Origin of the sequence: Pseudarthrobacter sp. NPDC080039, assembly GCF_040702335.1 — a bacterium.
Lineage (GTDB): Bacteria > Actinomycetota > Actinomycetes > Actinomycetales > Micrococcaceae > Arthrobacter > Arthrobacter enclensis_A.
Genome location: NZ_JBFBKY010000006.1, coordinates 169,185 through 192,707 on the forward strand (window position 1 = coordinate 169,185; position 23,523 = coordinate 192,707).

Here is a 23,523-nt window from a genome sequence, read left to right on the forward strand (position 1 = left end):
TCCGCAAAATCAGCTGCCGTCACAATCCGTCCCGGATTTACCCCAGCAGCTTGCGAAGGAACTGCAGCTGACGGATCCAGTGGTGCTCCTGGCCGCCTTCGTGGTTGTTGAAGCGGTACACCTCGATGTCCTTGGCGGCACCGGAGGCGGAAGACCCGTTGGTCCCGGAGCCGTAGGCGTTGTAGCTGGCGAACACCGTGGACGGCGGGCAGATGTCATCCATTTGGGCAGCGGAATAGAGCGCCGGCGCGGTGGCGTAGCGGGCCAGGTTGACGCCGTCGAAATAGCTCAGGACGGCCAGCGCCGCGTCGTAACGGTCCCGGTGCCGGGCCAGGAACTGGGCAATCTCCGGGTAGGGCCCGCGCGGGGTGATGTCGATGGCGCGGGGAAAGTCCTGCAGGAAGGGCACGTCCGGCAGCGCGGCGATGACGCCGTCGAGCCGTCCGGCGGTGAGCCCCGCAGTGGACACCACCAGTCCGCCGCCCTGGCTGACTCCGGCCAGCACCACCTTGGCGGGATCGACGGCGGGGTGGGCCTGGGCAGCCTCCACGGCGCGGAAGGCGTCCGCGTAGACGCGTCGGTAGTAGTAGTCCTCGCGTCTGGCAATGCCCCGCGTCATCAGGCCGGCGTGCGCCACGTCGCCGGCGGACGGGTGCGGATCAGCCGTGTCACCGACCATGCCGCCGTACCCCTGGCCGCGGGTGTCCATAATGAAGTGGGCGTACCCGGCCTGAGCCCAGCGCGTGTCTTGGTTGACCAGGCCGCGGCCGCCCGAATAGCCGATGTAGTTCACCACCACCGGAAGCCGGGCCCCCGCCTCCCGGTTGGCAGGCAGGTGCAGCCAGCCTTTGACCGGAGCACCCCCGAAGCCGGTAAAGGTGACGTCGTAAGTGTCGATCACCGTGAGGTAGTTCTCCACAGGCTCAAAGGTCGCGTCCAGCGGAAAGGCGCGGGCTTCGTCCAGCGTGGCATCCCAGAAGGCGGCAAGGTCTTCCGGCGGAGTGACATCGGAGGTGTAGCTGCGGAGCTGTGCAAGGGGAAGGTCGAAGAGGGGCATCGTTGTCCTTCTGGTTTCTGGTGGTCCGGCGGCCCGCGGAGGAGATCTTCTATTTCTAGTGCATGAATCCTCAATGAACGATGAGGTCCAACGGTTCGAACCGGCGAAGCGTGGTTCCTGCGGTGATGATTCGGCGTAGTTCCGGCAGCCCTCCTGCCGCGGCCCCGGCGGCGCGGGCCTGGACCAGCACGTTGCCCAGCGCCGTCGCTTCGACGGGACCGGCGACGACGGGCCGGCCGGTGGCGTTGGCGGTGAGCTGGCAGAGCAGGGTGTTCTGCGAACCGCCGCCTACCACGTGCACTACCTCCACCGCACGGCCGGCGAGGCGTTCGGCAGCGGTGATGGTGCGGGCGTAGCCACTGGCGAGGCTGTCCATGATGCAGCGGGTGATGGCTGCGGGATGGTCGGGCAGGACGTCGCCGGTGCGGCGGACTGCAGCGCGGATGCGTTCGGGCATGTTGTCCGGGGCGATGAAGTAGGGATCGTCCGCGTTGATCTGCGGCCCTCCGGCGGGCAGGGCAGCCGCGGCTTCCAGCAGTGCCGGCAGCTCCGGGTGGAAGCCTTCGCCGGCCCAGGTCCGCTGACACTCGCTCAGCAGCCACAGGCCGCCCACGTTCCGCAGGTAGCGGATGGTGCCGTCCACGCCGCGTTCATTCGTGAAGTTCGCTTCCCGGCTTGCCTGGGTCAGGACGGGGTGCTTGAGTTCCAGTCCCACCAGCGACCAGGTGCCTGACGAGATGTAGGCGAACGCGTCCTCCGTGGCAGGAACGGCCGCGACGGCGGACGCGGTGTCGTGGGAACCAACGGCCACCACGGGGGTTCCGGCGGGAAGTCCCGCGGCCGCGGCAACGTCCGGCAAAAGGACCCCGTACGTGTCGCCGGGCTGGATCAGCGGCGGGAACAGGTCTTTCCGCAGTCCCAGCGCGGTGAAGAATTCGGTGGCCCACTCCCCCGCCACAGCATCGAACAGCCCGGTGGTGGAGGCGTTAGTGGCTTCGGTCCGGCGCTTCCCCGTGAGCAGGAAGGCGATCAGATCCGGGATGAGCAGCGCCTGCAGCCCGTCCAGGTCCTGCTCGGTGGCCAACTGGTAGATGGTGTTGAACTGCAGGAACTGCAGCCCGGTGGTCTGGTACAGGCGCGCGGGATCCAGCCTGGCGTGGACGGCCGCGACGGCGGCACGGCTGCGGTCGTCGCGGTAGCTGTAAGGCTGCGCCACCAGCCTCCCGTCCGCATCCACCAGGCCGTAGTCCACGGCCCAGGTATCGATGCCGATGCTGGCGATCGTCTCGCCCTGCACGGCCGCCACGGTGGCCGCGGCCCGGAGTCCCGTGAGCACCTCCGCGTAAAGGGCGTCGAAGTCCCAGCGGAGGCCTCCGTCGAGTTCCACCACGCCGTTGGGGAAGCGGTGGACGGTCTCCAGCGCCACCCCGTTCCGGGAGACACGTCCCAGGATCACGCGGCCGGACGAAGCTCCGATGTCGACGGCGGCGAACACGCCGCCGTCGACACCGTTGGACAGCGTGCTCACCGCAGGAAGGCTGCCGCCACTCCGGCGTCCACGGGGATGTGCAGGCCGGTGGTGTGGGACAGTTCGTTGCTGGTAAGAACGGCGGCGGCGTTGGCCACGTGCTCGGGCAGGACTTCGCGCTTGAGCAGGGTGCGCTGGGCGTAGTACTCGCCCAGTTTCTCCTCGTCCACGCCGTAGACCGCTGCGCGTTTGGCGCCCCAGCCGCCGGCGAAGATGCCGGAGCCGCGGACCACGCCGTCGGGGTTGATGCCGTTGACGCGGATGCCGTACTCGCCCAGTTCGGCCGCGAGCAGCCGGACCTGGTGGGCCTGGTCTGCCTTGGTGGCGGAGTAGGCGATGTTGTTGGGGCCGGCGAACACGGAGTTCTTGGAGGAGATGTAGATGATGTCCCCGCCCATGCCCTGGGCGATCATGACCCTGGCCGCGGCCTTGGCCACCAGGAATGACCCCTTGGCCATGACGTTGTGCTGCAGGTCCCAGTCCTTTTCGGTGGTTTCCAGCAGCGGTTTGGAGATGGACAGGCCGGCGTTGTTGACCACCAGGTCCACGCCGCCGAACGCCAGCACGGCGGCGTCGATCGCTGCCGCGACCTGGGCTTCATCCGTCACGTCCGCCTGGACGCCGACGGCGACATCCGGGCCTCCCAGCTCCTCGGCGACCTTTTGGGCGTTGTCCAGGTTCAGGTCGGCGATGACCACGCAGGCGCCTTCCGCCGCGAGGCGGGTGGCGATGGCCTTGCCGATGCCGGATGCCGCGCCGGTCACCAGCGCAATGCGGGTGGCGTGCGACTTGGGCTTGGGCATCCGGGCCAGCTTGGCTTCCTCGAGCGCCCAGTATTCGATCCGGAACTTCTCGGATTCCTCGATCGGGGCGTAGGTGGAGATCGCCTCGGCGCCCCGCATCACGTTGATGGCGTTGAGGTAGAACTCACCGGCCACCCGGGCGGTCTGCTTGTTGGCGCCGAAGGAGAACATGCCCACGCCCGGCACCAGCACGATCGCCGGGTCCGCGCCGCGCAGCGCAGGGGAATCAGCGATCTTGTGCCGGTCGTAATAGGCCTGGTAGTCCTCGCGGTAGTCGGCGTGGAGCTCTTGAAGCCGGGCGATCGAATCCTCAATGGAGGCGTCAGCCGGCAGGTCCAGGATCAGCGGCTTGACCTTGGTGCGCAGGAAGTGGTCCGGGCAGGAGGTGCCCAGGGCTCCCAGCCTTGGGTGCTCCGCAGACTCCAGGAAGTCCAGGACGACGGCGTCATCACTGAAGTGCCCCAGGACCGGCTTGTCCGTGGAGGCCAGGCCGCGGATCACCGGTGCCAGCGCGGCGGCCTTGGCACGCCGCTCGGCCTCGGGCAGCACGCCATACCCGGGGAGCTTGGGCCCAAAGGGTTCGGCCTTGCCGTTGTCCCGAATGTATTTCTCGGCCTGGTCGATGATCCACAGGGAATTGGCTTCGGCTTCTTCGCTGGTGGCGCCCCAGGCGGTGATGCCGTGGCCGCCCAGGATGGTGCCGATGGCCTGCGGGTTGGCGTCCTTGATCGCGGCGATGTCCAGGCCCAGCTGGAAACCGGGACGGCGCCACGGCACCCAGACCACCTTGGTGCCGAAGATCTTGGTGGTCAGCGCCTCACCGTCCACGGCGGTGGCGATGGCGATGCCGGAGTCCGGGTGCAGGTGGTCCACGTGCGCGGCGTCCACCAGGCCGTGCATGGCCGTATCGATGGAGGGAGCAGCACCGCCCTTGCCGTGGAGGCAGTAGTCGAACGCGGCCACCATCTCGTCCTCCCGCTCAACGCCGGGGTAGACGTTCTTGAGCGCGTTCAGCCGGTCCAGCCGCAGCACCGCAAGGTTCTGCTCCTTCAGCGTGCCCAGGTCGCCGCCGGAGCCCTTGACCCACAGCAACTGGACGTCCTCCCCGGTGACGGGGTCCTTTTCGGTGCCCTTGGCGGAGGTGTTGCCGCCGGCGAAGTTGGTGTTCCGCTTGTCCGCGCCCAGGCGGTTGGAACGGGAAATCAGGTCTTCAACAGTCTTGTTGCTCATGGCTTTTCTAGGCGCCCCATCCGGCTTGCTGGCCGCCTGCGCGGTCCTCGTTGATCTGTTTCTGGTAGCCGCTGGCCCTGTAGGCGGCCATCGGGTCCGCGGGCAGGCCGCGGGATTCACGCCACTGGGCCAGCATCGGCCTGACGTCGGTGTAGAACGCATCATTGAAGATGCCGTTGGCGGCCAGGACGTCCCCCGCCCGCTGGGCCTCGCCCAATGCAGCGGTATCCACCAGCAGGGCACGCAACGTCATCTCCTGGACGTTAAGCACCGAGCGGATCTGGCCCGGGATCTTCTCCTCCAGGTTGTGGCACTGGTCCAGCATGAGGGCCACGGCGGAATCCTTCCCGTAGCCGCCGCCCCGGATCACCTCATGCATGATGCGGAAAAGCTGGAACGGATCCGCGGCACCCACTATCAGGTCGTCATCGGCATAGAAGCGCGAATTGAAGTCGAAAGAGCCCAGCTTGCCCAGCCGCAGCAACTGCATCACGATGAACTCGATGTTGGTGCCCGGCGCGTGGTGGCCGGTATCCAGGCAGACGAACGCCTTCTCCCCCAACGCCAGGGTCTGGGCGTAGGAGGTGCCCCAGTCCGGAACATCCGTGTGATAAAAAGCCGGCTCGAAGAACTTGTACTCCAGCACCAAACGCTGCCCATCCCCCAGGGCCGCATAGATCTCCCGCAGCGACTCGGCCAGCCGGTCCTGGCGGCCACGCAGATCGTCCTGGCCCGGATAGTTTGTGCCGTCCGCCAGCCAGATCTTCAAGTCGCGTGAGCCGGTGGCGTGCATGATCTGGATGCAGTCAAGGTGGTGGTCGATCGCCCGGCGCCGGACAGCCTCATTCGAGGAGGTCAGGGAGCCGAACTTGTACTCATCATCCTGGAAGGTGTTGGAGTTGATGGTGCCCAAGCCGACACCCAGTCCGGCGGCGTACTCCTTGAGGGCCGAGTAATCGTCCACCTTGTCCCACGGGATGTGCAGGGCCACTGTGGGGGCAAGACCCGTCAGCTCATGGACCTTGGCAGCGTCCGCCAGCTTCTCCTGCACTGTCCGCGGGGTGCCGGGCGTGCCGAACACCCTGAACCGCGTACCCGAATTTCCATAAGCCCACGAAGGGACCTCGATAGCAAGCTCCCCAAGCCTGCCCAGCGCCGTTGCTACGTCATTCATGTTGGTTCTTTCCGGTGGTGGAGCGTCTGTCTGATGCTTCATGGTGGGTGCCCCGCTGCTGGAGCGTTAGTGCTGTGGTTGCTGGGAACCGGCGGCTGCGAGCTGGCTGTCCAGGTTGAAGACTTCCTCAAGTACCTGGAACCCTTCATCCGGCGCCTGCCCGGAGTCCTCGAAAAGTGCTGCCATCTCCGCCTGCCAGCGGGCGTTGACCTCCGTCAGGGCCATGCGGGCGCGGGCAGCGTCAAAGTCGTCGCACTCCACGTAGCCCACAAGGAGCCCGTCCTCCCCCAGGAACAGGGAGTAGTTGTGCCACCCTGCGTTCTTGAGGGCGAGGAGCATGTCCGGCCACACAGCGGCGTGCCGGCGCCGGTATTCGGCCATCAGAGCCGGCTGGACCGAGGAACGGAAGCACACGCGCATGGGAACCCCTCCGGAAACCACGATTACTTTGAATCGTTTCATTGGTACGATTCAAAGTACTCTTGGGATTGAGCAGGTGTCAAGCAACGGCAGAAATTTTTGATCCACCCCGCGGAACCGACCTCCACGGGCAGACCGGCACGGAGAATCGATGAACCGCACAGCCAGCATCAAGGACGTGGCCACCCACGCGGGGGTGGCCGTGGGGACAGTTTCCAACGTCCTGAACTACCCGGACCGGGTGTCGGAAAGGACCAAGGAGCGGGTGCTGCGCGCCATCGATGACCTTGGCTTCGTGCGGAATGATGCCGCCCGCCAGCTCCGCGTGGGCCACAGCCGCACCATCGGGCTCATTGTCCTGGACGTCGGCAACCCCTTCTTCACCTCCGTGGTGCGTGCAGCAGAGGACGCGGCCGCGCTGCAGGGAAGCGCCGTCCTGCTGGGCGACAGCGGCCATGACGCCGCCCGGGAAGCGAACTACATCGACCTCTTCCAGGAGCAGCGCGTCCAGGGACTCCTGATTTCACCGGTGGGCGATGTGACGGCCAGGCTGGATCTCCTCCGCGAGCGCGGCGTGCCTACGGTAGTGGTGGACCGGCTGGCTGACGAGTCCAAGTTCAGCTCGGTTGCAGTGGATGACGACGCCGGCGGGTACCTTGCCGCGCGGCACCTGCTGGACACCGGCCGCCGCCGGCTGGCCTTTGTTGGCGGACCCACGTCCATCCGGCAGGTCGCGGACCGCCTCCAGGGCGCCCGGCGGGCCGTGAAGGACGAACCGGATGCCACGCTGGAGGTGCTGGACGCGGAAGGCCAGACAGTACTGGCCGGCCGCAGCGTGGGCGACGCGCTGGTCCAGCGCGGCCGGGCGGACCTGCCGGACGGAATTTTCTGCGCCAACGACCTCCTGGCCCTCGGCGTTATGCAGTCGCTCACCATGACCCACACGTTCCGCATCCCGGCGGACGTGGCGCTGATCGGCTACGACGACATCGACTTTGCGGCATCGGCAGTGGTCCCGCTGTCATCGATCCGCCAGCCAACCGAATTGCTGGGCAGGACGGCCATCGAGCTGCTGTCCGAAGAGGTGGAGTCCCAGAGCCCGGTCCACCGGGCCGTCGTGTTCACTCCCGAGCTGGTGGTCAGGCAGAGCACAGCCACACCCGCCGCAGGTTAGGGCAGCAAAAGTACCTGCTACTTTCCGTCCTGCCGCAGCCACTTCATGGACTCATCCCGGGACGTGAAGAAACGGGTAGGGCACGGCGGAACGTGGACGCCGAGGAAGAAATTGGCGATGATCCGGTCCACGGGACTCGAGCCCAGCAGGGCAATGCGGCTGGCTGCGCAGGGGATGGAGAAAACCGACCGCGCCTGGATGCTGACGTTTTCGGTGGTGGCCATGTCCACCAGCATCGGATAGTTGCCGTCACCGGCCAGACGGTTCACGGCAGCCATGGCGGCCTGGGCATCCTCGGCTTCTATGCGGACCTTGGGTTCCCAAATGAGGTGGATGATGCCGTCGGCGCGCAGCTCCACGGTGCCTTTGCCGCCGTCAACCACTACGGGTTCCATATCACGCCTCCCTCCAGTGGGCAGATCACGAACCCCTCTATCTTGCACCAATCCAAGGGAGGACACTCCACCCGCTTGACTAATCAGCATACTTACTAATACGGTGGTCGGCGTGTCCGTGGCCTGGATCACTTCGGCGCCACGTGTCGCGGCCCACCAGGGCTGCATCTGAAAACTGCATTTGAATAACCAGTTCCGCCGGGGTTCTCCATGGGGGCGGAGCCTCGGGGGGTTCGATGCGCCGCATCCCGGCGCTGAGAGGATTTACCAAAAATGCGAACAAAGGTCTCAGCTTCAGTCACCGCCATTGCCCTTTCCGGCGCCATGCTCTTCGGCATGGCAGGTCCCGCAACCGCTGCGGCGCCGGCGGCTCCTTCCACCGCCACCCAATCGACAAGGGTCGCCAACGTGACGGGAACCATCAACCAGACCATCGACGGCGTCGGCACCTTCGTGGGATCCTTCACCCCGTCAGGTTTCAGCACCCAAAACGGCCAGCTGACCGTCACGGGTCTCGTGCAGGGTACCTTCACGGACCTTAACGGCGTGGCCACCCCGGTCTCCCAGACACTGACCACCACCGCTGCGGCCGCGCCCTCCACAGCTGCCGCGCTCGCCTCCGGCGGCAGCTGCGATGTCCTTAACCTTGTCCTCGGGCCACTGCACCTGAATCTCCTGGGACTCAACGTGGACCTGAACCAGGTTGTCCTGAACATCACCTCCCAGACCGGGGCGGGCAACCTGGTAGGCAACCTCCTCTGCGCCGTCACCGGCCTCCTCGATGGCGGCAATGGACTCAGCGGCCTCACCAACCTGCTCAACCGCCTCCTGGGGCTCTAGTTTCCGGCAGGTCGATAACCTGGAACCGACAAACAAGGCGGGCGGCCCTTCCGGGCCGCCCGCCTTGCGTTGCTGCTAAAGCTTCTCCACCACCAGGTTGCGGCAGGGGGCCCGGAGCGGAGCCATCTGCCGGAAGCCGATCCAGCCGCCGCCAGCACCCTGACTGCAGACGCCCACTCGAAGACGCACAGTCCATTGACGAAAAAGGCCATCGAGGGCCCGCCCTTCAGCACCTCCAGCCGGGTACAGCCCGCCCAGGCCGGACCCGGGCAAAAAGGGCGAAGGCAATCCAGGGCAGGCTCGGGCGCGCAGTCCAGGCGAGGGTGTCAAGAAATGAGTAGGCACCCGCACTGAAGGTCCCCGCCGGCATGGCAGGGTTCCTTCCCCCCACCCCCGCACCGGCGAGACGGGACATAGTCCCCATCGCGCGAGTAATCGGTTTCCCGAAAATCCGGACCAGCAGCAGCCCGCTGACCGCGACAATTTTTGAATCGTTACATATCACGGGCCCGATCCGGCGGAAAGGGCTTGCCAAGTTTTGCGGAATGCGCTTTCCTTATACATGAGCAACGTGGCGTAGGACACACGCCCTGGATCCGGACCCGGACCCCCTGCACAGCAACCCATGAACTCAAAGGAGAGACAATGACTACCTTGACCCGCCGATCGGCACTGGCACTCTTTGCGGGAACTGCTGCCGTGGGGGCCCTTTCCGCCTGTGGTACCGGAGCCGGCTCGAAGAACGCTGACGGATCCGTTACCCTGCGTGTCTCCTGGTGGGGCAACGATGTGCGTAACAACCAGACCCAGCAGGTAATCGATGCCTTCCAGCAGGCCCATCCGAACATCAAGATCCAGGCAGAGCCCGGCGTGTGGTCGGGATACTGGGACAAGCTGGCTACCCAGACCGCCGCAAACGACGCACCCGATGTGATCCAGATGGATCTGGCCTACATCGCGGAGTACGGCGGACGGGGCGCGCTCCTCGACCTCTCCAAGCAAAGCCAGCTGGACCTGTCCGCCTTCGACCAGAACACGATCAAGGCAGGCCAGTACAACGGCAAGCTGAACGGCATCAGCACTGGCCAGAACGCCCTGGCGGTCTTCGCCAACGTCAACGTGTTCAAGAAGGCCGGCGTCGCCATCCCTGACGACTCGAAGTGGACGTGGGACGACTACCTAAGGACGGCCCAGGCCCTCGCGGCCGGCGCGGGCAACTATGGATCCTCGTACGGCCTGACGGACCAGAGCCTCAGCATCTGGCTGCGCCAGCGGGGAGAGCAGCTCTACACGCAGGATGGCCAGACCGGCTTCACCGTCGACGGCGTGGCCTCCTACATGGCCTTCCAGAAGAAACTGATGGACGCCAACGCGGCGCCCCCGGCCAGCGTGGCACAGGAGGACATCGGCGCCCCCGTCGAGCAGACTCTCGCCGCGACGAACAAGACCGGCCTGTCGTTCTGGTGGACCAACCAGCTCGCGCCCCTGACCAAGGCCAGCGGGAGCGACATCAAGCTGCTGCGCGTTCCGAGCCAGGACGGCAACCCCAAGGACGATGGGCTCTTCTACAAGCCGTCGATGTACTGGTCCGCGTCATCCCGCTCCAAGCATGCGGCCGAAGCGGCTACTTTCATTGACTACCTCGTCAACAACACCGACGTTGCCAAGATCATCACCACGGAGCGCGGCTTCTCGACGTCCCAGAAGATCCAGGACGCCATCAAGCCCCTGCTCACCCCGACGGACAAGAGCGCCCTCGATTTCCTCTCCGAGATCAAGCCCGAACTCGGAGAGCCGCCCGCCGTCCCGCCCACAGGGTCGAGCAAGGCCGCCGACTCCCTCGGCCGCCACACCACCGATGTCCTCTTCGGGCGCGCGAGCGCGCAGGACGCAGCCGCAGCGTTCAAGAGCGACGCGGACAACATGATCAAGAGTGCCAAGAAATGAGCGCACTCGCTGAACTGGGCAGCCTCGGGAAGAAGTCCCGCGGCGGCCGCCCCAACGTCAAGCGGACCTACAAGGACAACCGCGCCGCCATGGTTTTCCTGGCCCCCTGGATAGTGGGCCTGGTAGCCATCACGGTTGGGCCGATGCTGATCTCCCTGTACCTGTCCTTCACGGACTACAACCTGATCCAGGATCCAAACTGGATCGGTACCGACAACTTCACCCGGATGATGCAGGACGACCGGTTCTGGAACTCCCTGCGGGTAACGCTCACATACGTGATCGTCGGCGTCCCGCTGCAACTGGGCCTGGCCCTGGCCGTGGCCATGGCCCTGGACAAAGGCCTCAAGGGCCTGCCGTTCTACCGTTCGGTGTTCTACCTTCCCTCCCTGCTGGGGTCCTCCGTGGCGGTGGCAATCCTCTGGAAGCAGATGTTCGGCACCTCGGGCCTGGTCAACCAACTCCTGGCCATGGTGGGAATCACCGGCCCGGGCTGGATCTCCGACCCCAGCACCGCGCTGGGCAGCATTATCCTGCTGCACGTATGGACCTTTGGCTCGCCGATGATCATCTTCCTGGCCGGGCTGCGTCAAATCCCCGGCATGTACTACGAAGCCGCCGCCGTGGACGGCGCAGGCCGGGCAACCCGGTTCCTGAAAATCACCCTGCCTTTGCTGAGCCCGATCATTTTCTTCAACCTGGTGCTGCAGATCATCGGAGCATTTCAGTCCTTCACGCAGGCCTTCATCGTCTCCGGCGGCACCGGCGGCCCGTCCGATTCGACCATGTTCTTCACGCTCTACCTCTACCAGCGCGGCTTCGGCCAGTTCGACATGGGCTACGCCTCGGCGATGGCCTGGGTCCTGCTCGTCATCGTCGGCGCCTTCACCGCCATCAACTTCTACGCATCGAAATTCTGGGTGTTCTATGACGACTGAATCAGCCCCGCGCATCACCACCGACGCCACACCACCTGCCCCCGGCCCCGTCCGGGAACGCCGCCCGGCAAGCACCACCATCACCCGGAGAGCCGGCTATGCCCCGAGTCCGAGGCAACGCGCCAAGAGCTTACTGAAACACGCGGTCCTGATCGCAGCCGCGATCATCATGATCTACCCCTTGCTGTGGATGATCGCCTCGTCCTTCCGGCCCAGTGCGGACGTCTTCCGCGCCCCCGGACTTTGGCTCACCGAGGTCCACACGGAGAACTACGCCACCGGATGGAACGCCCTGACCTCACCGTTCGGCACCTACCTGCTGAACTCGGCCCTCGTCGTCCTGGGCGCGGTCATCGGAAACCTCGTCTCCTGCTCGCTGGCCGCCTACGCCTTCGCCAGGCTGGACTTCCGCGGCAAAAAGTGGATGTTCGGCGCCATGCTCGTCACCATCATGCTCCCCATCCACGTGGTCATCGTGCCCCAGTACATCCTGTTTTCCCAGATCGGCTGGGTGAACACCTTCGCGCCCCTCATCGTGCCGAAATTCCTGGCCACCGACGCGTTCTTTATCTTCCTCATGGTCCAGTTCATCCGCGGCATCCCCCGGGAGCTGGATGAAGCAGCCAGGATCGACGGCGCCGGCCACCCACGCATCTTCCTGCAGGTCATCCTCCCCCTGATGACACCGGCCCTGGCCACCACCACCATCTTCACGTTCATCTGGACCTGGAGCGACTTCTTCGGCCAGCTCATCTACCTCACCTCCCCCGACGTCTTCACCGTCCCCGTCGCACTGCGCAGCTTCGTCGACGCCCAATCCAGCACCGACTGGGGCGCGATGTTCGCCATGTCGGTCGTCTCGCTCCTTCCCGTCTTCATCGCCTTCCTCGTCGGCCAAAAATTCCTGGTCAAAGGCATCGCGACAACGGGCATCAAGTAGGCACAGGGACCGCCCTGCGGGGCAGATCGGAGAACCATGGAAACGGCGATGGACGCCGCCGGCAGCGCGACCGGAACAGCCACCGCGGCAGCCGCAAAGGTTGCCCTGGTGGGAGTGCATGGCTTTGGCACCCACCACCTGCGGAACCTTGAACGCCTCCAGTCACAGGGACGCGTTGAACTGGTTGCCGTGGCGGATCCGCAGCCCCCGGCACCCGGCACCGTCCCGCCGTCGGCCGCTGTTTATTCGGGGCTCGATGACCTCCTTGGGGCCACCCGGGACCTGGACGCCATTATCGTGGCCACGCCCATCCAGACCCACGCCCCACTGGCGCTGGCCGCCCTGGCCACGGACGCGGAACTGTACCTTGAGAAGCCGCCCGTCGCCTCGCTGGCGGACTTTGCCCGGCTGCGCGCGGCCGCCTCGGCATCAGGGCACGGAGTGCAGGTCGGCTTCCAAAGCCTCGGCTCGCACGCCCTGAAGGCCATTGAAGGCCTGCTCGCCGACGGAACCATTGGCACGCTGGAAGGCATCTCCGCCACGGGCCGCTGGGTCCGGGACAGGGCCTACTTCAAACGATCCCGCTGGGCGGGAAAGAGGAGCATCAATGGAGTGGACGTGGTGGACGGCGTGGTCACGAATCCCCTGGCCCATGCCGTGGCAACCGCCCTCCGGGTTGCCGGGGCACGCACCACCGCGGAGCTGGCTTCCGTGGAAACCGAGCTGTACCGCGCGAACGACATTGAATCCGATGACACCTCGGTGGTCCGGATCCGCACGGCCGCCGGGCTGCCCATCACCTGCGCCCTGACCATCTGTGCGTCGGACCCGGCGGAGCCGTACGTCACCCTCCAGGGCTCGGCCGGCACTGCGGTGTTCCACTACACGGAAGACAGGCTGACCGTTGAGACAACCTCCGGGCGCACCGAGGAAACCTTCGGCCGTGACGACCTGACGGAGAACCTCTTGGCCCACCGCGCCACCGGCGTTCCGCTCATCAGCAGCCTGGTGGACAGCGGCGCCTTCATGCTGGTTCTGGAAGCCGTCCGCACGGCACCGCCACCAGCCCGGATTGAACCCGCCCATATCCGATGGGAAGGCGACGGCGACGCCGCCCACCCCATAGTGGCCGGCATTGAGGACGCCCTCGAACGCGCCGGCCGCCGGCATGCCACGTTCAGCGAGCTGGGACTGCCTTGGGCCGTCTCCACCCCAACTGCCTTCGAGCTGCCGCCCTCATGAGCCTCGATGACACGGAACGCCGGGACCCAGGACTTCGAGAAACGGGGCTGCAGGAGACAGCCGCCCCGGACACCGCAGCCCTGGTCGGCGGCGCCGGCGGGCTTTACGCCGTCAACCTCCTGACCGACGGCGTCGCTTCCTGCCTGACGGCTGCTCCCTCGCCTGCCTTCAGCTGGGAACTGAACCTGGACGACGGCGGCGATCCCGCCCTTGCCCGGCAGACCGGTTACGAGCTGGAGGTCCGGGACGCCGGGGGTTCCGTTCTGTGGACTTCCGGGCCGGTGGCCGGGAACACCCAGCGCGGTGTCTCCCGCGGCGGCCCGGCGCTCGACGACGACGCGGACTACGCGTGGCGTGTCCGCGTCCGTGACGCAGCCGGTGTCTTTGGTGGCTGGTCAGCCCTGCAGCAGTTCAGCACCGGACTCGGGCACAGCTCCTGGGAGGCAGACTGGATCGGCCGTCCGCCGGGCGGACGCGCTCCCCTTGGGATCCTCAACAACGCTCTCCGCGCAGCGGCGTCGCCCTTCCTGCCCCTTCCCTGCCCCGCACTCCACCGGTACCGCATGGAGGCCCGGGTTCGTCCCGTGATGGGCCGCGCCGGCCTGCTCCTGCGCAGCAGCGGCGCCGGAACCGGCCTGCTGCTGGAACTGGGCGCCGATGGAGATGTGGTGCTCCGCCGCGCACCGAAATGGGAGATCCCCTCCCCCACAGTGCCGGACACCGAAGTCCTGGCGTCGGCCCAGGCGGGGGAACAACCGTCCGGGACCTGGCGCGACATCACCGTCACAGATGACGGCCGGACCATCCGCGTCCACGTGGACGGAGCGGAACTGCTCGCCGTTGAAGCGCCCGGCGGCACGGCAGAAGGCAGGCCCGCGCTGCACCAGGGCCCCCGCAGCCAGGCTGAATACGCCTGGCTGCGCATCACCGACGCTGCCGCCGGCAGTGCGGGGACCGTGCTGCTGGACCACCGCTTCGATGCGCACGGGGAAGCGGCGGCCTGCCTGACGCAGTGGTCCCCGACGACCGAACACCGCCAACCCGACGAGTGGACCCTGTTCCGGACCACCCTCCAGCTCACCGGGACGGTCCGGCGGGCCCGCCTCTACGCGGCCGCCCACCACCACGCCCAGCTTTCGGTGGCTGGAAGGCACTGTCTCAGCACCACCTCCTTCGGCTATCCGGGCGAGGGGTATTACGACGCCGCGGATATCACCGATGCGCTCCGCGGGCACCCTGCGGACACGCCCGTGCCGGTCACCGCGCTGTTGCACTGGTACGGTCCCGGCCAGGGCCGCGCGGCCGGCGTCCCAGGCCTCCTGGTCCGGCTCACGGTGGATTACGACGACGGCCGACGCGACGTCCTCACGTCCGGGCCGGGTTGGTCCGCTGTGGAAGCGCCCTACCGGCAGTCGGGCTACCGGAACGATGAGGGTGACCCGGTGGAGCACCTGGACGGCGCTGCCGCCGCATCCCTCGCAGCCGCCCGGGACCTTCCGGCCGCGGTCAGCTCCGGCGCCCATCCGTCGTCGGACTTTCCCGGACTGCACCCCCGCAGGACCTTCCTGGCCGGGGAATTCGTGCCCCCGGCGCAGTTCCTCACCGCCGGTGACGGCACCCTTGTGGCCGACTTTGGCCAGGTCCTTCCGGCGCGGCCGGAAGTGGATTTCCTGGACGGCATGCCAGGGCGGACCGTGATGATGCGGGCCGGGTACGTGCTCAGCCCCGATGGCAGGGTGGACGCCGGAAAGACCGCCAGCCAGAACACGGACATGTCCTTCCCCTACACCCAGGCGTCCGGGCCCCAGCAGTACCGGGCCTCAGTGCACCTGGGCTTCCGCTACCTGGAGCTGCCCGGAGTCGACGCGGCAGAGGTGTCCCGCGTTGGCGCCCGCACTGTCCATGCCGGACACCCCGCCGAGGGGAGTTTCAGCAGTTCGGACCCCGTTCTGGACGCGGTTTTCCGGCTGCTCCGCGATTCTGCGCTCTACGGCGTGCAGGAGCAGTTTGTGGACACGCCCACCCGGGAAAAGGGCCAGTTCCTGGCCGACGCCGCGAACATTTCCTACGCCACCATGGCGCTTTTCGGTGAGCATGCCTATACGGCACAGGCGCTCCGGGAGTTCGCCTGGTCCGCCCGCCGCTACTGGACGTCCGCCGAAGAGAAGGGGCGCTACAACGCCGTCTATCCCAACGGGGACGGTAAGCGGGACATCCCCGATTTTTCCCTCATGCTGCCCGAGTGGGCGGAGGAATACCACCTGCGCACGGGCGACCTTGGCTTGGTGCAGGACCTGCTCCCCCACCTTCGCGACACTGCGGACTATGCCCTGCGGCACATTCCGGCGGAAGGCCCGACGGCGGGACTGGTCACCACACTGGGCGGCGGCTCGGGGCCCTACCTGCACGGAATCGTTGACTGGCCCGCGCCCGGCCGGTTCGGCTACGACATGGGCTGCGCAGCGAAAACCACCGTCAACGCCCAGGCTTACTCGGCCCTGGTGTCCACGGCCCGGCTCTGCAGCGCGGCAGGGGACGGGGAAGGGGCGGTCCACTATTCCGCGGCGGCCCGCACCCTGGCGGAGGCGATCCGCGCACGGCTGCGGGTGGGCGGGGTCATGGTGGACGGGCTCCACGCCGACGGGACGCCCAGCTCCCACGCTTCCCAGCATGCCACCTCCTTCCCGCTGTCCCTGGGCATCACCGGCCCGGAGTACGCTGCGGCGGATGCGGCCCGGATGGCCGGGATGGGCATGCGGCAGGGACCAATGACCGCGCACCGGCTGGTCCGCGCGCTGTTGCACCAGGGGATGACGGACGCGGTCCTGGACCTCCTCACCAACAAGGAGCAGCCCGGATGGGCGCGGCTCCTGGACCACGGCGCCACGTTCACGTGGGAGGCCTGGGACCTGGAGGAGGGAACGGACTACAGCCAGTCCCATGCGTGGTCCGCGTCCGTCATCAAAGAGATCCTGGAGCACCTCCTGGGCGTCCGGTACACCGCGCCGGGCGGCAACGAGGTCTTGGTCGAACCGCCGCTGTGCCGGCTGGAGCACGCGGGCGGCAGTGTCCCCGTGGGCAACGGGTACGTGCAGGCCCGCTGGCGGCGGCGTGGCCAACGGGTGGAGCTGGAGTGCACCATTCCTCCGGGAGTCACGGCCACGGTCCGGCTGCCCCCGGGCAGTTACGTGGTGAGGACCCCGGGCACAGATGCCGCCGTAGCCACTTCCCCTCCCGCTGGTGACAATGGGAAGCACCGGGGGCCCCGCGACTTCCGGGTGCACACCGGAACGTGGACCTTCACACCCGCGTAGAAGGACCTGCTGCCGCAAGTGAAGGCACGGCCGGAAACAGACAGAGACCAGAGGAGCCCGGAGATGCAGGAAACCAACCGCCCGCCGAGTGTTTGGAGCAAGGTGGAGGGCATCGCCTTTGGTGGCGATTACAACCCCGAGCAGTGGCCGGTCAATGTCCGGCTGGAGGACCTGGATCTCATGCAGGAAGCCGGGGTGAACTTCCTCAGCGTGGGTATCTTCTCCTGGGCCCTCCTGGAACCGGCTGAAGGGCACTACGACTTCGGCTGGCTGGACGAGGTCATGGACAACCTCGCCGGGATCGGGGTGAAGGTGGCCCTGGCCACCGCCACGGCCGCTCCCCCGGCATGGCTGGTCCGCAAGCATCCGGAGATCCTGCCGGTCACGGCCGACGGGACGGTGCTGGGACCGGGCTCGCGGCGGCACTATACGCCGTCGTCGGCCATCTACCGCCGCTACGCCGCCGGCATCACCCGCATGCTCGCCGAACGGTACAAGGGCCACCCGGCCCTGGCACTGTGGCACGTGGACAACGAGCTGGGCTGCCACGTCTCGGAGTTCTACGGGGAGGAGGACGCCGCCGCCTTCCGGGTGTGGCTGCAGCGCCGGTACGGGAGCATTGAGGCGCTCAACGCCTCCTGGGGCACGGCGTTCTGGTCGCAGAATTACGGCTCCTTCGACGAAATCCTGCCACCCGCGGCCGCGCCCTCCACGCTGAACCCTGGCCAGCAGCTGGACTTCCAGCGGTTCAATTCCTGGGCGCTGATGGATTACTACCGGGAGCTCGTGGCCGTCCTGCGCGAGGTGACGCCGGACATTCCCTGCACCACCAACCTGATGGCCTCCAGCGCCACCAAATCCATGGACTACTTCGACTGGAGCAAAGACCTGGACGTCATCGCCAATGACCACTACCTGGTGGCGGCGGACCCGGAACGGCACATCGAACTCGCGTTCAGCGCGGACCTCACCCGCGGCATTGCGGGCGGTGACCCATGGATCCTGATGGAACATTCGACGTCGGCCGTGAACTGGCAGCCCCGCAACCAGCCCAAGATGCCCGGGGAGATGCTGCGGAACTCGCTGGCGCACGTGGCCCGCGGGGCGGACGCCGTGATGTTTTTCCAGTGGCGCCAGAGCTTCGCCGGTTCGGAAAAGTTCCACTCCGCAATGGTCCCCCACGGCGGACGGGACACCCGCGTGTGGCGGGAGGTGGTGGACCTCGGCGCCGCGCTGAAACGGCTGGAGCCCGTGCGGGGATCCCGGGTACGGTCCCGTGCAGCCATTGTCTTTGACTACGAGGCCTGGTGGGCCAGCGAAATCGATTCCAAGCCCAGCATCGACGTCAAGTACCTGGACGTGCTGCGGGCCTTCCACCGCGCGTTGTTCCTCCGAGGGATTTCGGTGGACATGGTGCATCCGTCCGGCCCGTTGGAGGGGTATGACCTTGTGCTGGTGTGCACCCTGTACGCCGTATCGGATGAGAATGCGGCCACCATTGCCGCCGCTGCCCATGCCGGCGCCACAGTGCTGGTGAGTTACTTCAGCGGGATCGTGGACCTGCAGGACCACGTGCGGCTGGGCGGCTACCCCGGGGCGTTCCGTGAGCTCCTGGGTATCCGGGTGGAGGAGTTCCACCCCCTGCTCAGCGGGTCCCGGCTCAAGCTCAGCGACGGCACCGAGGCGTCGGTTTGGAGCGAGCACGTCCACCTCAAACGCGCCGAAGCGGTGCAGACCTTCACCGAATACCCCCTGGTGGGGGTCCCATCCCTGACCCGCCGGGCCGTGGGTTCGGGCACGGCCTGGTACCTCGCCACGTTCCCACACCCGGAGGGGATTGATGCCCTCCTGGACAAGTTGCTTGCCGAGTCCGGAGTTTCCCCCGCTGCGGCCGCCGGTCCCGGCGTGGAATTGGTCCGCCGGCATTCGCCCAACGGTCAAAACTTCCTGTTCGCCATCAACCACACACGCGCTGACGCCCCGGTATCCGCCACGGGTACCGACCTGCTGACCGGTGCGCCGTTCCCCGGCTCCGTCCCTGCAGGCGGCGTTGCGGTGGTGGCGGAAACTCACGAAGGAGCGCGGTGAGGGTCAGGGGAAACGCCTCGTTGACGCCTGCGGGGAGCTTTGTTAATCTGTGAGAAACCGTTTTCTGGAGACCGGCAGGCCTCGTGAAGGGAGGCCGTCGATGGTCCCGGCAGCACGGCCCAGCGCCATCGGAGGCTACGAAGACTGGCCCGCCTACGTCCGGGAACATCCGCGCCAACGCGCCGCCACGCACCCCGCCCAGGAGCTTTCCGATGCCCTCGGCGTTCCCGGCGCCTCCGCGCCTCCCCACGTCATGGTGCACTGGGAGGAAACGTACGACGACGCCACCACCTCACAGCTCAGCTGGCAGTTAGGCTTCGGCCCACGGACTACGGGCTGGCTGGTACGGCCGGCCGGAAGTTCCGGGCCCCTGCCCGGGGTGTTGGCGTTGCACTGCCACGGCGGCAACAAGTTCGGCGGAGCAGACCGCCTGGTGGCGCTGCCGGACAACCACCCGTCCGCGGCGGCCGCGCGCGCCGCCCTCTACGATGGACACGCCCTGGCCACGGACATCGCACGCCGCGGCTTTGCCGTCCTCGCCCATGACACCTTCGCCTGGGGAAGCCGGAAATTCGACCTCTCAACTCCCCCGTGGCGCACCGCTTCCGCCACGGAGGCGAGGCAGGCGCAGTGGCGGGAGGACGGCGTCGTACCTTCCGAAGCCCAGCGCTACAACGCCGCGGCCGGCTTCCACGAAGACACCGTCGCCAAGGCGGCCGGCATGCTGGGCACCAGCCTGGCAGGGATGGTGGCCCACGACGACCTCGCCGCCCTGGACATCCTGGCCGCCCTCCCCGGGGTGGACCAAGAGAACCTGGGCTGCATCGGCTTCTCCGGCGGCGGCGGCCGATCCCTGGCCCTGGCCGCCCTGAGCCCCCGCATCCGGGCCGCAGTGGTGACCTGCATGATGACCACCTTCGACTCCCTCTTTCCCGCCTACCTTGACGCCCACTCCTGGCTGCTGCAGACGCCCGGGCTATGGAAACTGGGCGACTGGCCCGAGCTGACCCTGCGGGCGGAAGCCGCGCGGTTCCTGGTGCAGTACGCCCTGGCGGATGAACTGTTTCCGGAGGACGGGATGCGTGACGCCCACCGGTTACTGGAGTCCCTGCACGGCGGCACGGACACGTACACCGGCAGCTTCTGGCCCGGCGGCCACGTCTTCACCGCCGCCATGCAGGACGAAGCCATCGAATTCCTCGCCAGAACACTGGCCTGATGACCACCCCTTCCAACAGCTCCCAAGGACCCATGTGACCACCCAGCACCTCCCGGAATCCCCGTACCAGCAGGCCGCTTCCAGAGCCATCCCGCGGATTGCCCTGGTGGGCGTGCACGGCTTCGGCGAGCGCCACCTCGCCAACCTGGCCCGGCTCGAAAAGGCAGGCGCCGTGGAACTGGTGGCAGTGGCCGATCCCAACCCGCCAAGCCCCGGCACCCTGGCCGGGTCGGTCGCCGTGTTCGCCGATCTGGACGGGCTGCTGGCCGCCCGGCCGGGTGCCGACGTCGTTATTTTTGCCACGCCCATCCAAACCCACGCCCCGCTGGCCATCGCCGCGCTGCAGGCCGGGATGGACGTCTACGTCGAGAAGCCGCCGGTTGCGTCCATGGCCCAGTTCGAGCAGGTCCTGGCCGTTGCCCGGGAGAACGGGCGCCTGGTGCAGGTTGGTTTCCAGAGCCTGGGCTCCCATGCCCTGCCCGCCATCAGGGAGATGGTGGCCGCCGGGGACATCGGCACCGTCCTGGGCATCAGTGCCACCGGCCAGTGGCTGCGCACCAAGGCCTACTTCAAGCGTTCACGCTGGGCGGGCAAGCGCAGGCTGGACGGCACCGACGTGGTAGACGGCGTGGCCACCAACGCGCTGGCGCACGCCGTGGCCACCGGCCTGTTCCTTGCGGGCGCCCGGGCCCTCGCTGACGTGGCTTCAGTCGAAACGGACCTGTACCGGGCACACGACACCGAAAGCGACGACACCTCCGTCCTCCGGGTGCGCACGGCCAACGGAGGCACCCTGCTGTGCGCCCTCACGCTCTGCGCCCCCGAACAGCTTGACCCCACCGTCACCGTGCACGGAACCCTGGGCGACATCACCCTCTCCTACACACAGGACGAAGTGCTCATCACCACCCCCGACGGCGAGCGCCGGGAAGCCTACGGCCGGACCGACCTGCTGGAGAACCTGCTCGACGCCCGCGCCACCGGGGCACCGCTGCTGTGCGCGCTGGAGGATACCGGCGCGTTCACCGCGGTCCTCGAAGCCATCCGCACCTCGCCCGCACCCGCCCGTATCAGCCCGGAGTTCGTCTCCTGGGAAGGCGGGGGCGATGCCGCCGCGCACCCCGTGGTCAGGGACATTACCAACCTGCTGGAACGGGCGGTCAAGGCGCAGGGAACCTTCGCCGAACTGGGCGTCCCCTGGGCCCGGCCCCTCCCCGCCGTCCGCACCCTCACCGTGGGTGGCCACCCCGTGGCGGACTACCAGGACGGCAGCCATGTCCGCGCTGTCTCCTCGCCGCGCCCCTACCTGCATCCCGTCCGGACCTTGAGCGGAGTGGCGGTAACGGACCACATGCCGCTGGACCACGTGTGGCACCTGGGCGCCGGAGTGGCGCTGCAGGACGTGGGCGGCGTCAACTTCTGGGGCGGCCGCACCTACACCCGCGAGGCCGGGGAATACGTCTGGCGCCCGGACCACGGCAGCATCACCGTCACGGCTTCACACCTGACCCGCGCCGGCAGCGGTCAGGAGGGCCGGCTTCAGGAGACGCTGGCCTGGAACGGCCCCGACGGCACCCCGATCCTCGTGGAGGACCGCACCTGGAAGTGGTCCGGCGTCGCGCCTTCCATCTGGCGGCTGTCCCTCGACTTCGCGCTGTCCCCCGTCGGCAGCAAGCCGGTCAGCCTGGGCAGCCCGGGGTCCAATGGCCGCTATGAGGGCGGTTACGGCGGTTTCTTCTGGCGCCTGCCCGAGTGCAGGGACGCCGCCGTCTGGACGGCCTCCGGTGCCGGCGAGGCGGAGATCCACGGCAGCGTCACGCCCTGGCTGGCCTGGTCCGGAACGTTCGACGGCGGCCCGGCCACGCTGGCGTTTGTCGCCCCGGAACGCTGCACCGACCCGTGGTTTGTCCGCGCTGAAGGCTACCCCGGGGTGGGCCAGTCGCTGGCGTGGGACAGCCCCGTCACCGCCGAACCGGGCAGCCCGGTCCGACGGCAGGTGACCGTTTTCGTGGCCGACGGAATCCTGGCCACCGCAGACATTGAAAATTTGATCAACCAGCAAGGGGACCCGTCATGACGCAGGCAACGAACACAGCAGTTCCGCAGCGCGGGGCACGGGTAGCGCCGGGGTCAGCGGCGGACCGCGCCATCAAGCGCCGGCGCATCCTGGACATCCTGGACGCCGAAGGGCACGACTCCCTGCTCCTTACCACCCCCACCGCCCTGGCCTGGTACCTGGACGGCAGCCGCGTCCACGTCAGCCTGGCCGGCGACCCCATCGCAGCCCTGCTGGTGGACCGCGGAGGTGACCACCTGGTGACGTTCAGCAACGAAGCAAGCCGCATCGCCGCGGAGGAACTGCCGTCCGGGGTCAACCTGCACACCGTGCCCTGGTACGGCAACCTGCACCAGGCCGCTGCCGCCGTCGGAAGCGCCTCCCGGCCGCCGCTGGCGGAAGCGGACGTCGCCGCGCAGCTGCGGCGCGCCCGCCGTCAGCTCCTCCCGGCCGAGAGCGCCCGCTACTCACGGCTCAGCGCCGAACTGGCCGGCATCATGACGGACGTCCTCTCAACCGCACGGCCGGAGACCACCGAATTCGGACTGGTCTCGGCGCTCGCCGCACGGGTGGTGGCCGCCGGCGCGGAACCGCTGGTCCTCCTGTGCAACGGCAGCTCCCGCAGCACCTTCCGGCACCCGCTGGCAACCCACGCAGCCCTGGGGCGGCGTGCCATGGCCGTGGTGTGCGCCCGCCGGGACGGGTTGATTGCGAACATCACCCGCTGGATCAGGTTCGACGCCGGCACCGCAGAAGAGCACGACGCCGAAGCCCGCATCGCAGCAGTGGAAGCGGACATTTTCGAAGCCACCGTTCCCGGCGCGCGCCTGGACCGGATTTTCGCCGAAATTCAGGCCGCCTACGTGCGGCACGGTTTCGGCGCGGACCAGTGGGAGCAGCACCATCAGGGCGGTCCGGCCGGATACGCCGGCCGGGACCCCCGTGTGACGGCGGATGCCACCGATACGGTGGTGCTGGACCAGGCCTTCACCTGGAACCCGTCCGGTCCCAACGTCAAGATCGAGGACACGGTCCAGCTCACGGAGTCCGGACTTCGCGTCCTCACCGTGGACCCGCGCTGGCCAGTGACCACCGTGAACGGCCTGGAGCGGCCGGCGACGCTGCAGCTGTAGGAAGCACAAAGTAATCCCCCGGAGC

General features: G+C 67.5%; 17 protein-coding genes. 11 read left to right on the plus strand and 6 right to left on the minus strand.

Going from position 1 to position 23,523, the window contains the following annotated elements:
* Nucleotides 1-37: 37 nt before the first annotated feature.
* From AB0313_RS09660 to AB0313_RS09680, 5 genes are all read right to left on the minus strand, one after another.
* Complete coding sequence (locus tag AB0313_RS09660; RefSeq protein ID WP_366305179.1) at nt 38-1,057, minus strand: acetylxylan esterase; 1,020 nt, start codon at nt 1,055-1,057, stop codon at nt 38-40.
* A gap of 70 nt (nt 1,058-1,127) precedes the next feature.
* On the minus strand, nt 1,128-2,585 hold the full coding sequence (locus tag AB0313_RS09665) for a rhamnulokinase family protein (protein WP_366305181.1): 1,458 nt from the start codon (nt 2,583-2,585) through the stop codon (nt 1,128-1,130).
* Complete coding sequence (locus tag AB0313_RS09670) at nt 2,582-4,618, minus strand: bifunctional aldolase/short-chain dehydrogenase (protein ID WP_366305183.1); 2,037 nt, start codon at nt 4,616-4,618, stop codon at nt 2,582-2,584. The genes AB0313_RS09665 and AB0313_RS09670 overlap by 4 nt, the downstream gene beginning before the upstream one ends.
* Nucleotides 4,619-4,625: 7 nt before the next feature.
* Nucleotides 4,626-5,792 (minus strand): L-rhamnose isomerase, encoded by a 1,167-nt coding sequence (gene rhaI / locus AB0313_RS09675; protein WP_141946069.1) that lies wholly within the window; start codon nt 5,790-5,792, stop codon nt 4,626-4,628.
* A 66-nt stretch (nt 5,793-5,858) separates the two neighbouring features.
* Nucleotides 5,859-6,212 (minus strand): L-rhamnose mutarotase, encoded by a 354-nt coding sequence (locus AB0313_RS09680; protein WP_366305290.1) that lies wholly within the window; start codon nt 6,210-6,212, stop codon nt 5,859-5,861.
* 151 nt (nt 6,213-6,363) lie between these two features.
* On the opposite strand from AB0313_RS09680, the gene AB0313_RS09685 reads away from it, so the two are divergent.
* Nucleotides 6,364-7,386, plus strand: coding sequence for a LacI family DNA-binding transcriptional regulator (locus AB0313_RS09685; protein ID WP_366305186.1), 1,023 nt, complete (start codon nt 6,364-6,366; stop codon nt 7,384-7,386).
* A 17-nt stretch (nt 7,387-7,403) separates the two neighbouring features.
* On the opposite strand, the gene AB0313_RS09690 is transcribed toward AB0313_RS09685, so the two are convergent.
* A complete protein-coding gene (locus AB0313_RS09690) occupies nt 7,404-7,781 on the minus strand; it encodes an STAS/SEC14 domain-containing protein (RefSeq protein WP_141946065.1) in 378 nt (125 codons plus the stop codon).
* A 273-nt stretch (nt 7,782-8,054) separates the two neighbouring features.
* Between AB0313_RS09690 and AB0313_RS09695 the strand changes: the two genes are divergently transcribed.
* From AB0313_RS09695 to AB0313_RS09740, 10 genes are all read left to right on the plus strand, one after another.
* Nucleotides 8,055-8,621, plus strand: coding sequence for an ABC transporter substrate-binding protein (locus AB0313_RS09695; RefSeq protein WP_366305188.1), 567 nt, complete (start codon nt 8,055-8,057; stop codon nt 8,619-8,621).
* A gap of 645 nt (nt 8,622-9,266) precedes the next feature.
* Complete coding sequence (locus tag AB0313_RS09700; RefSeq protein WP_307308318.1) at nt 9,267-10,568, plus strand: extracellular solute-binding protein; 1,302 nt, start codon at nt 9,267-9,269, stop codon at nt 10,566-10,568.
* Complete coding sequence (locus tag AB0313_RS09705; RefSeq protein WP_366305190.1) at nt 10,565-11,506, plus strand: sugar ABC transporter permease; 942 nt, start codon at nt 10,565-10,567, stop codon at nt 11,504-11,506. The genes AB0313_RS09700 and AB0313_RS09705 overlap by 4 nt, the downstream gene beginning before the upstream one ends.
* A complete protein-coding gene (locus AB0313_RS09710; protein ID WP_366305192.1) occupies nt 11,496-12,446 on the plus strand; it encodes a carbohydrate ABC transporter permease in 951 nt (316 codons plus the stop codon). The genes AB0313_RS09705 and AB0313_RS09710 overlap by 11 nt, the downstream gene beginning before the upstream one ends.
* A 36-nt stretch (nt 12,447-12,482) precedes the next feature.
* Nucleotides 12,483-13,688, plus strand: a complete 1,206-nt coding sequence (locus AB0313_RS09715; RefSeq protein ID WP_366305194.1) for a Gfo/Idh/MocA family oxidoreductase — start codon at nt 12,483-12,485, stop codon at nt 13,686-13,688.
* Nucleotides 13,685-17,002: a family 78 glycoside hydrolase catalytic domain gene (locus AB0313_RS09720; RefSeq protein ID WP_366305196.1), complete on the plus strand. Its 3,318-nt coding sequence runs from the start codon at nt 13,685-13,687 to the stop codon at nt 17,000-17,002. Before AB0313_RS09715 ends, AB0313_RS09720 begins: the two co-directional genes overlap by 4 nt.
* Before the next feature lie 63 nt (nt 17,003-17,065).
* The gene (locus AB0313_RS09725; protein WP_366305198.1) at nt 17,066-19,090 is read left to right on the plus strand and encodes a beta-galactosidase; all 2,025 of its coding nucleotides are present in this window, start codon (nt 17,066-17,068) and stop codon (nt 19,088-19,090) included.
* A 100-nt stretch (nt 19,091-19,190) separates the two neighbouring features.
* Complete coding sequence (locus AB0313_RS09730; protein ID WP_366305200.1) at nt 19,191-20,309, plus strand: acetylxylan esterase; 1,119 nt, start codon at nt 19,191-19,193, stop codon at nt 20,307-20,309.
* Between the two features lie 34 nt (nt 20,310-20,343).
* Nucleotides 20,344-22,386, plus strand: coding sequence for a DUF6807 family protein (locus AB0313_RS09735; protein WP_366305202.1), 2,043 nt, complete (start codon nt 20,344-20,346; stop codon nt 22,384-22,386).
* Nucleotides 22,383-23,498, plus strand: coding sequence for a peptidase M24 (locus AB0313_RS09740; RefSeq protein WP_366305204.1), 1,116 nt, complete (start codon nt 22,383-22,385; stop codon nt 23,496-23,498). Before AB0313_RS09735 ends, AB0313_RS09740 begins: the two co-directional genes overlap by 4 nt.
* The last annotated feature ends 25 nt before the right edge of the window (nt 23,499-23,523 follow it).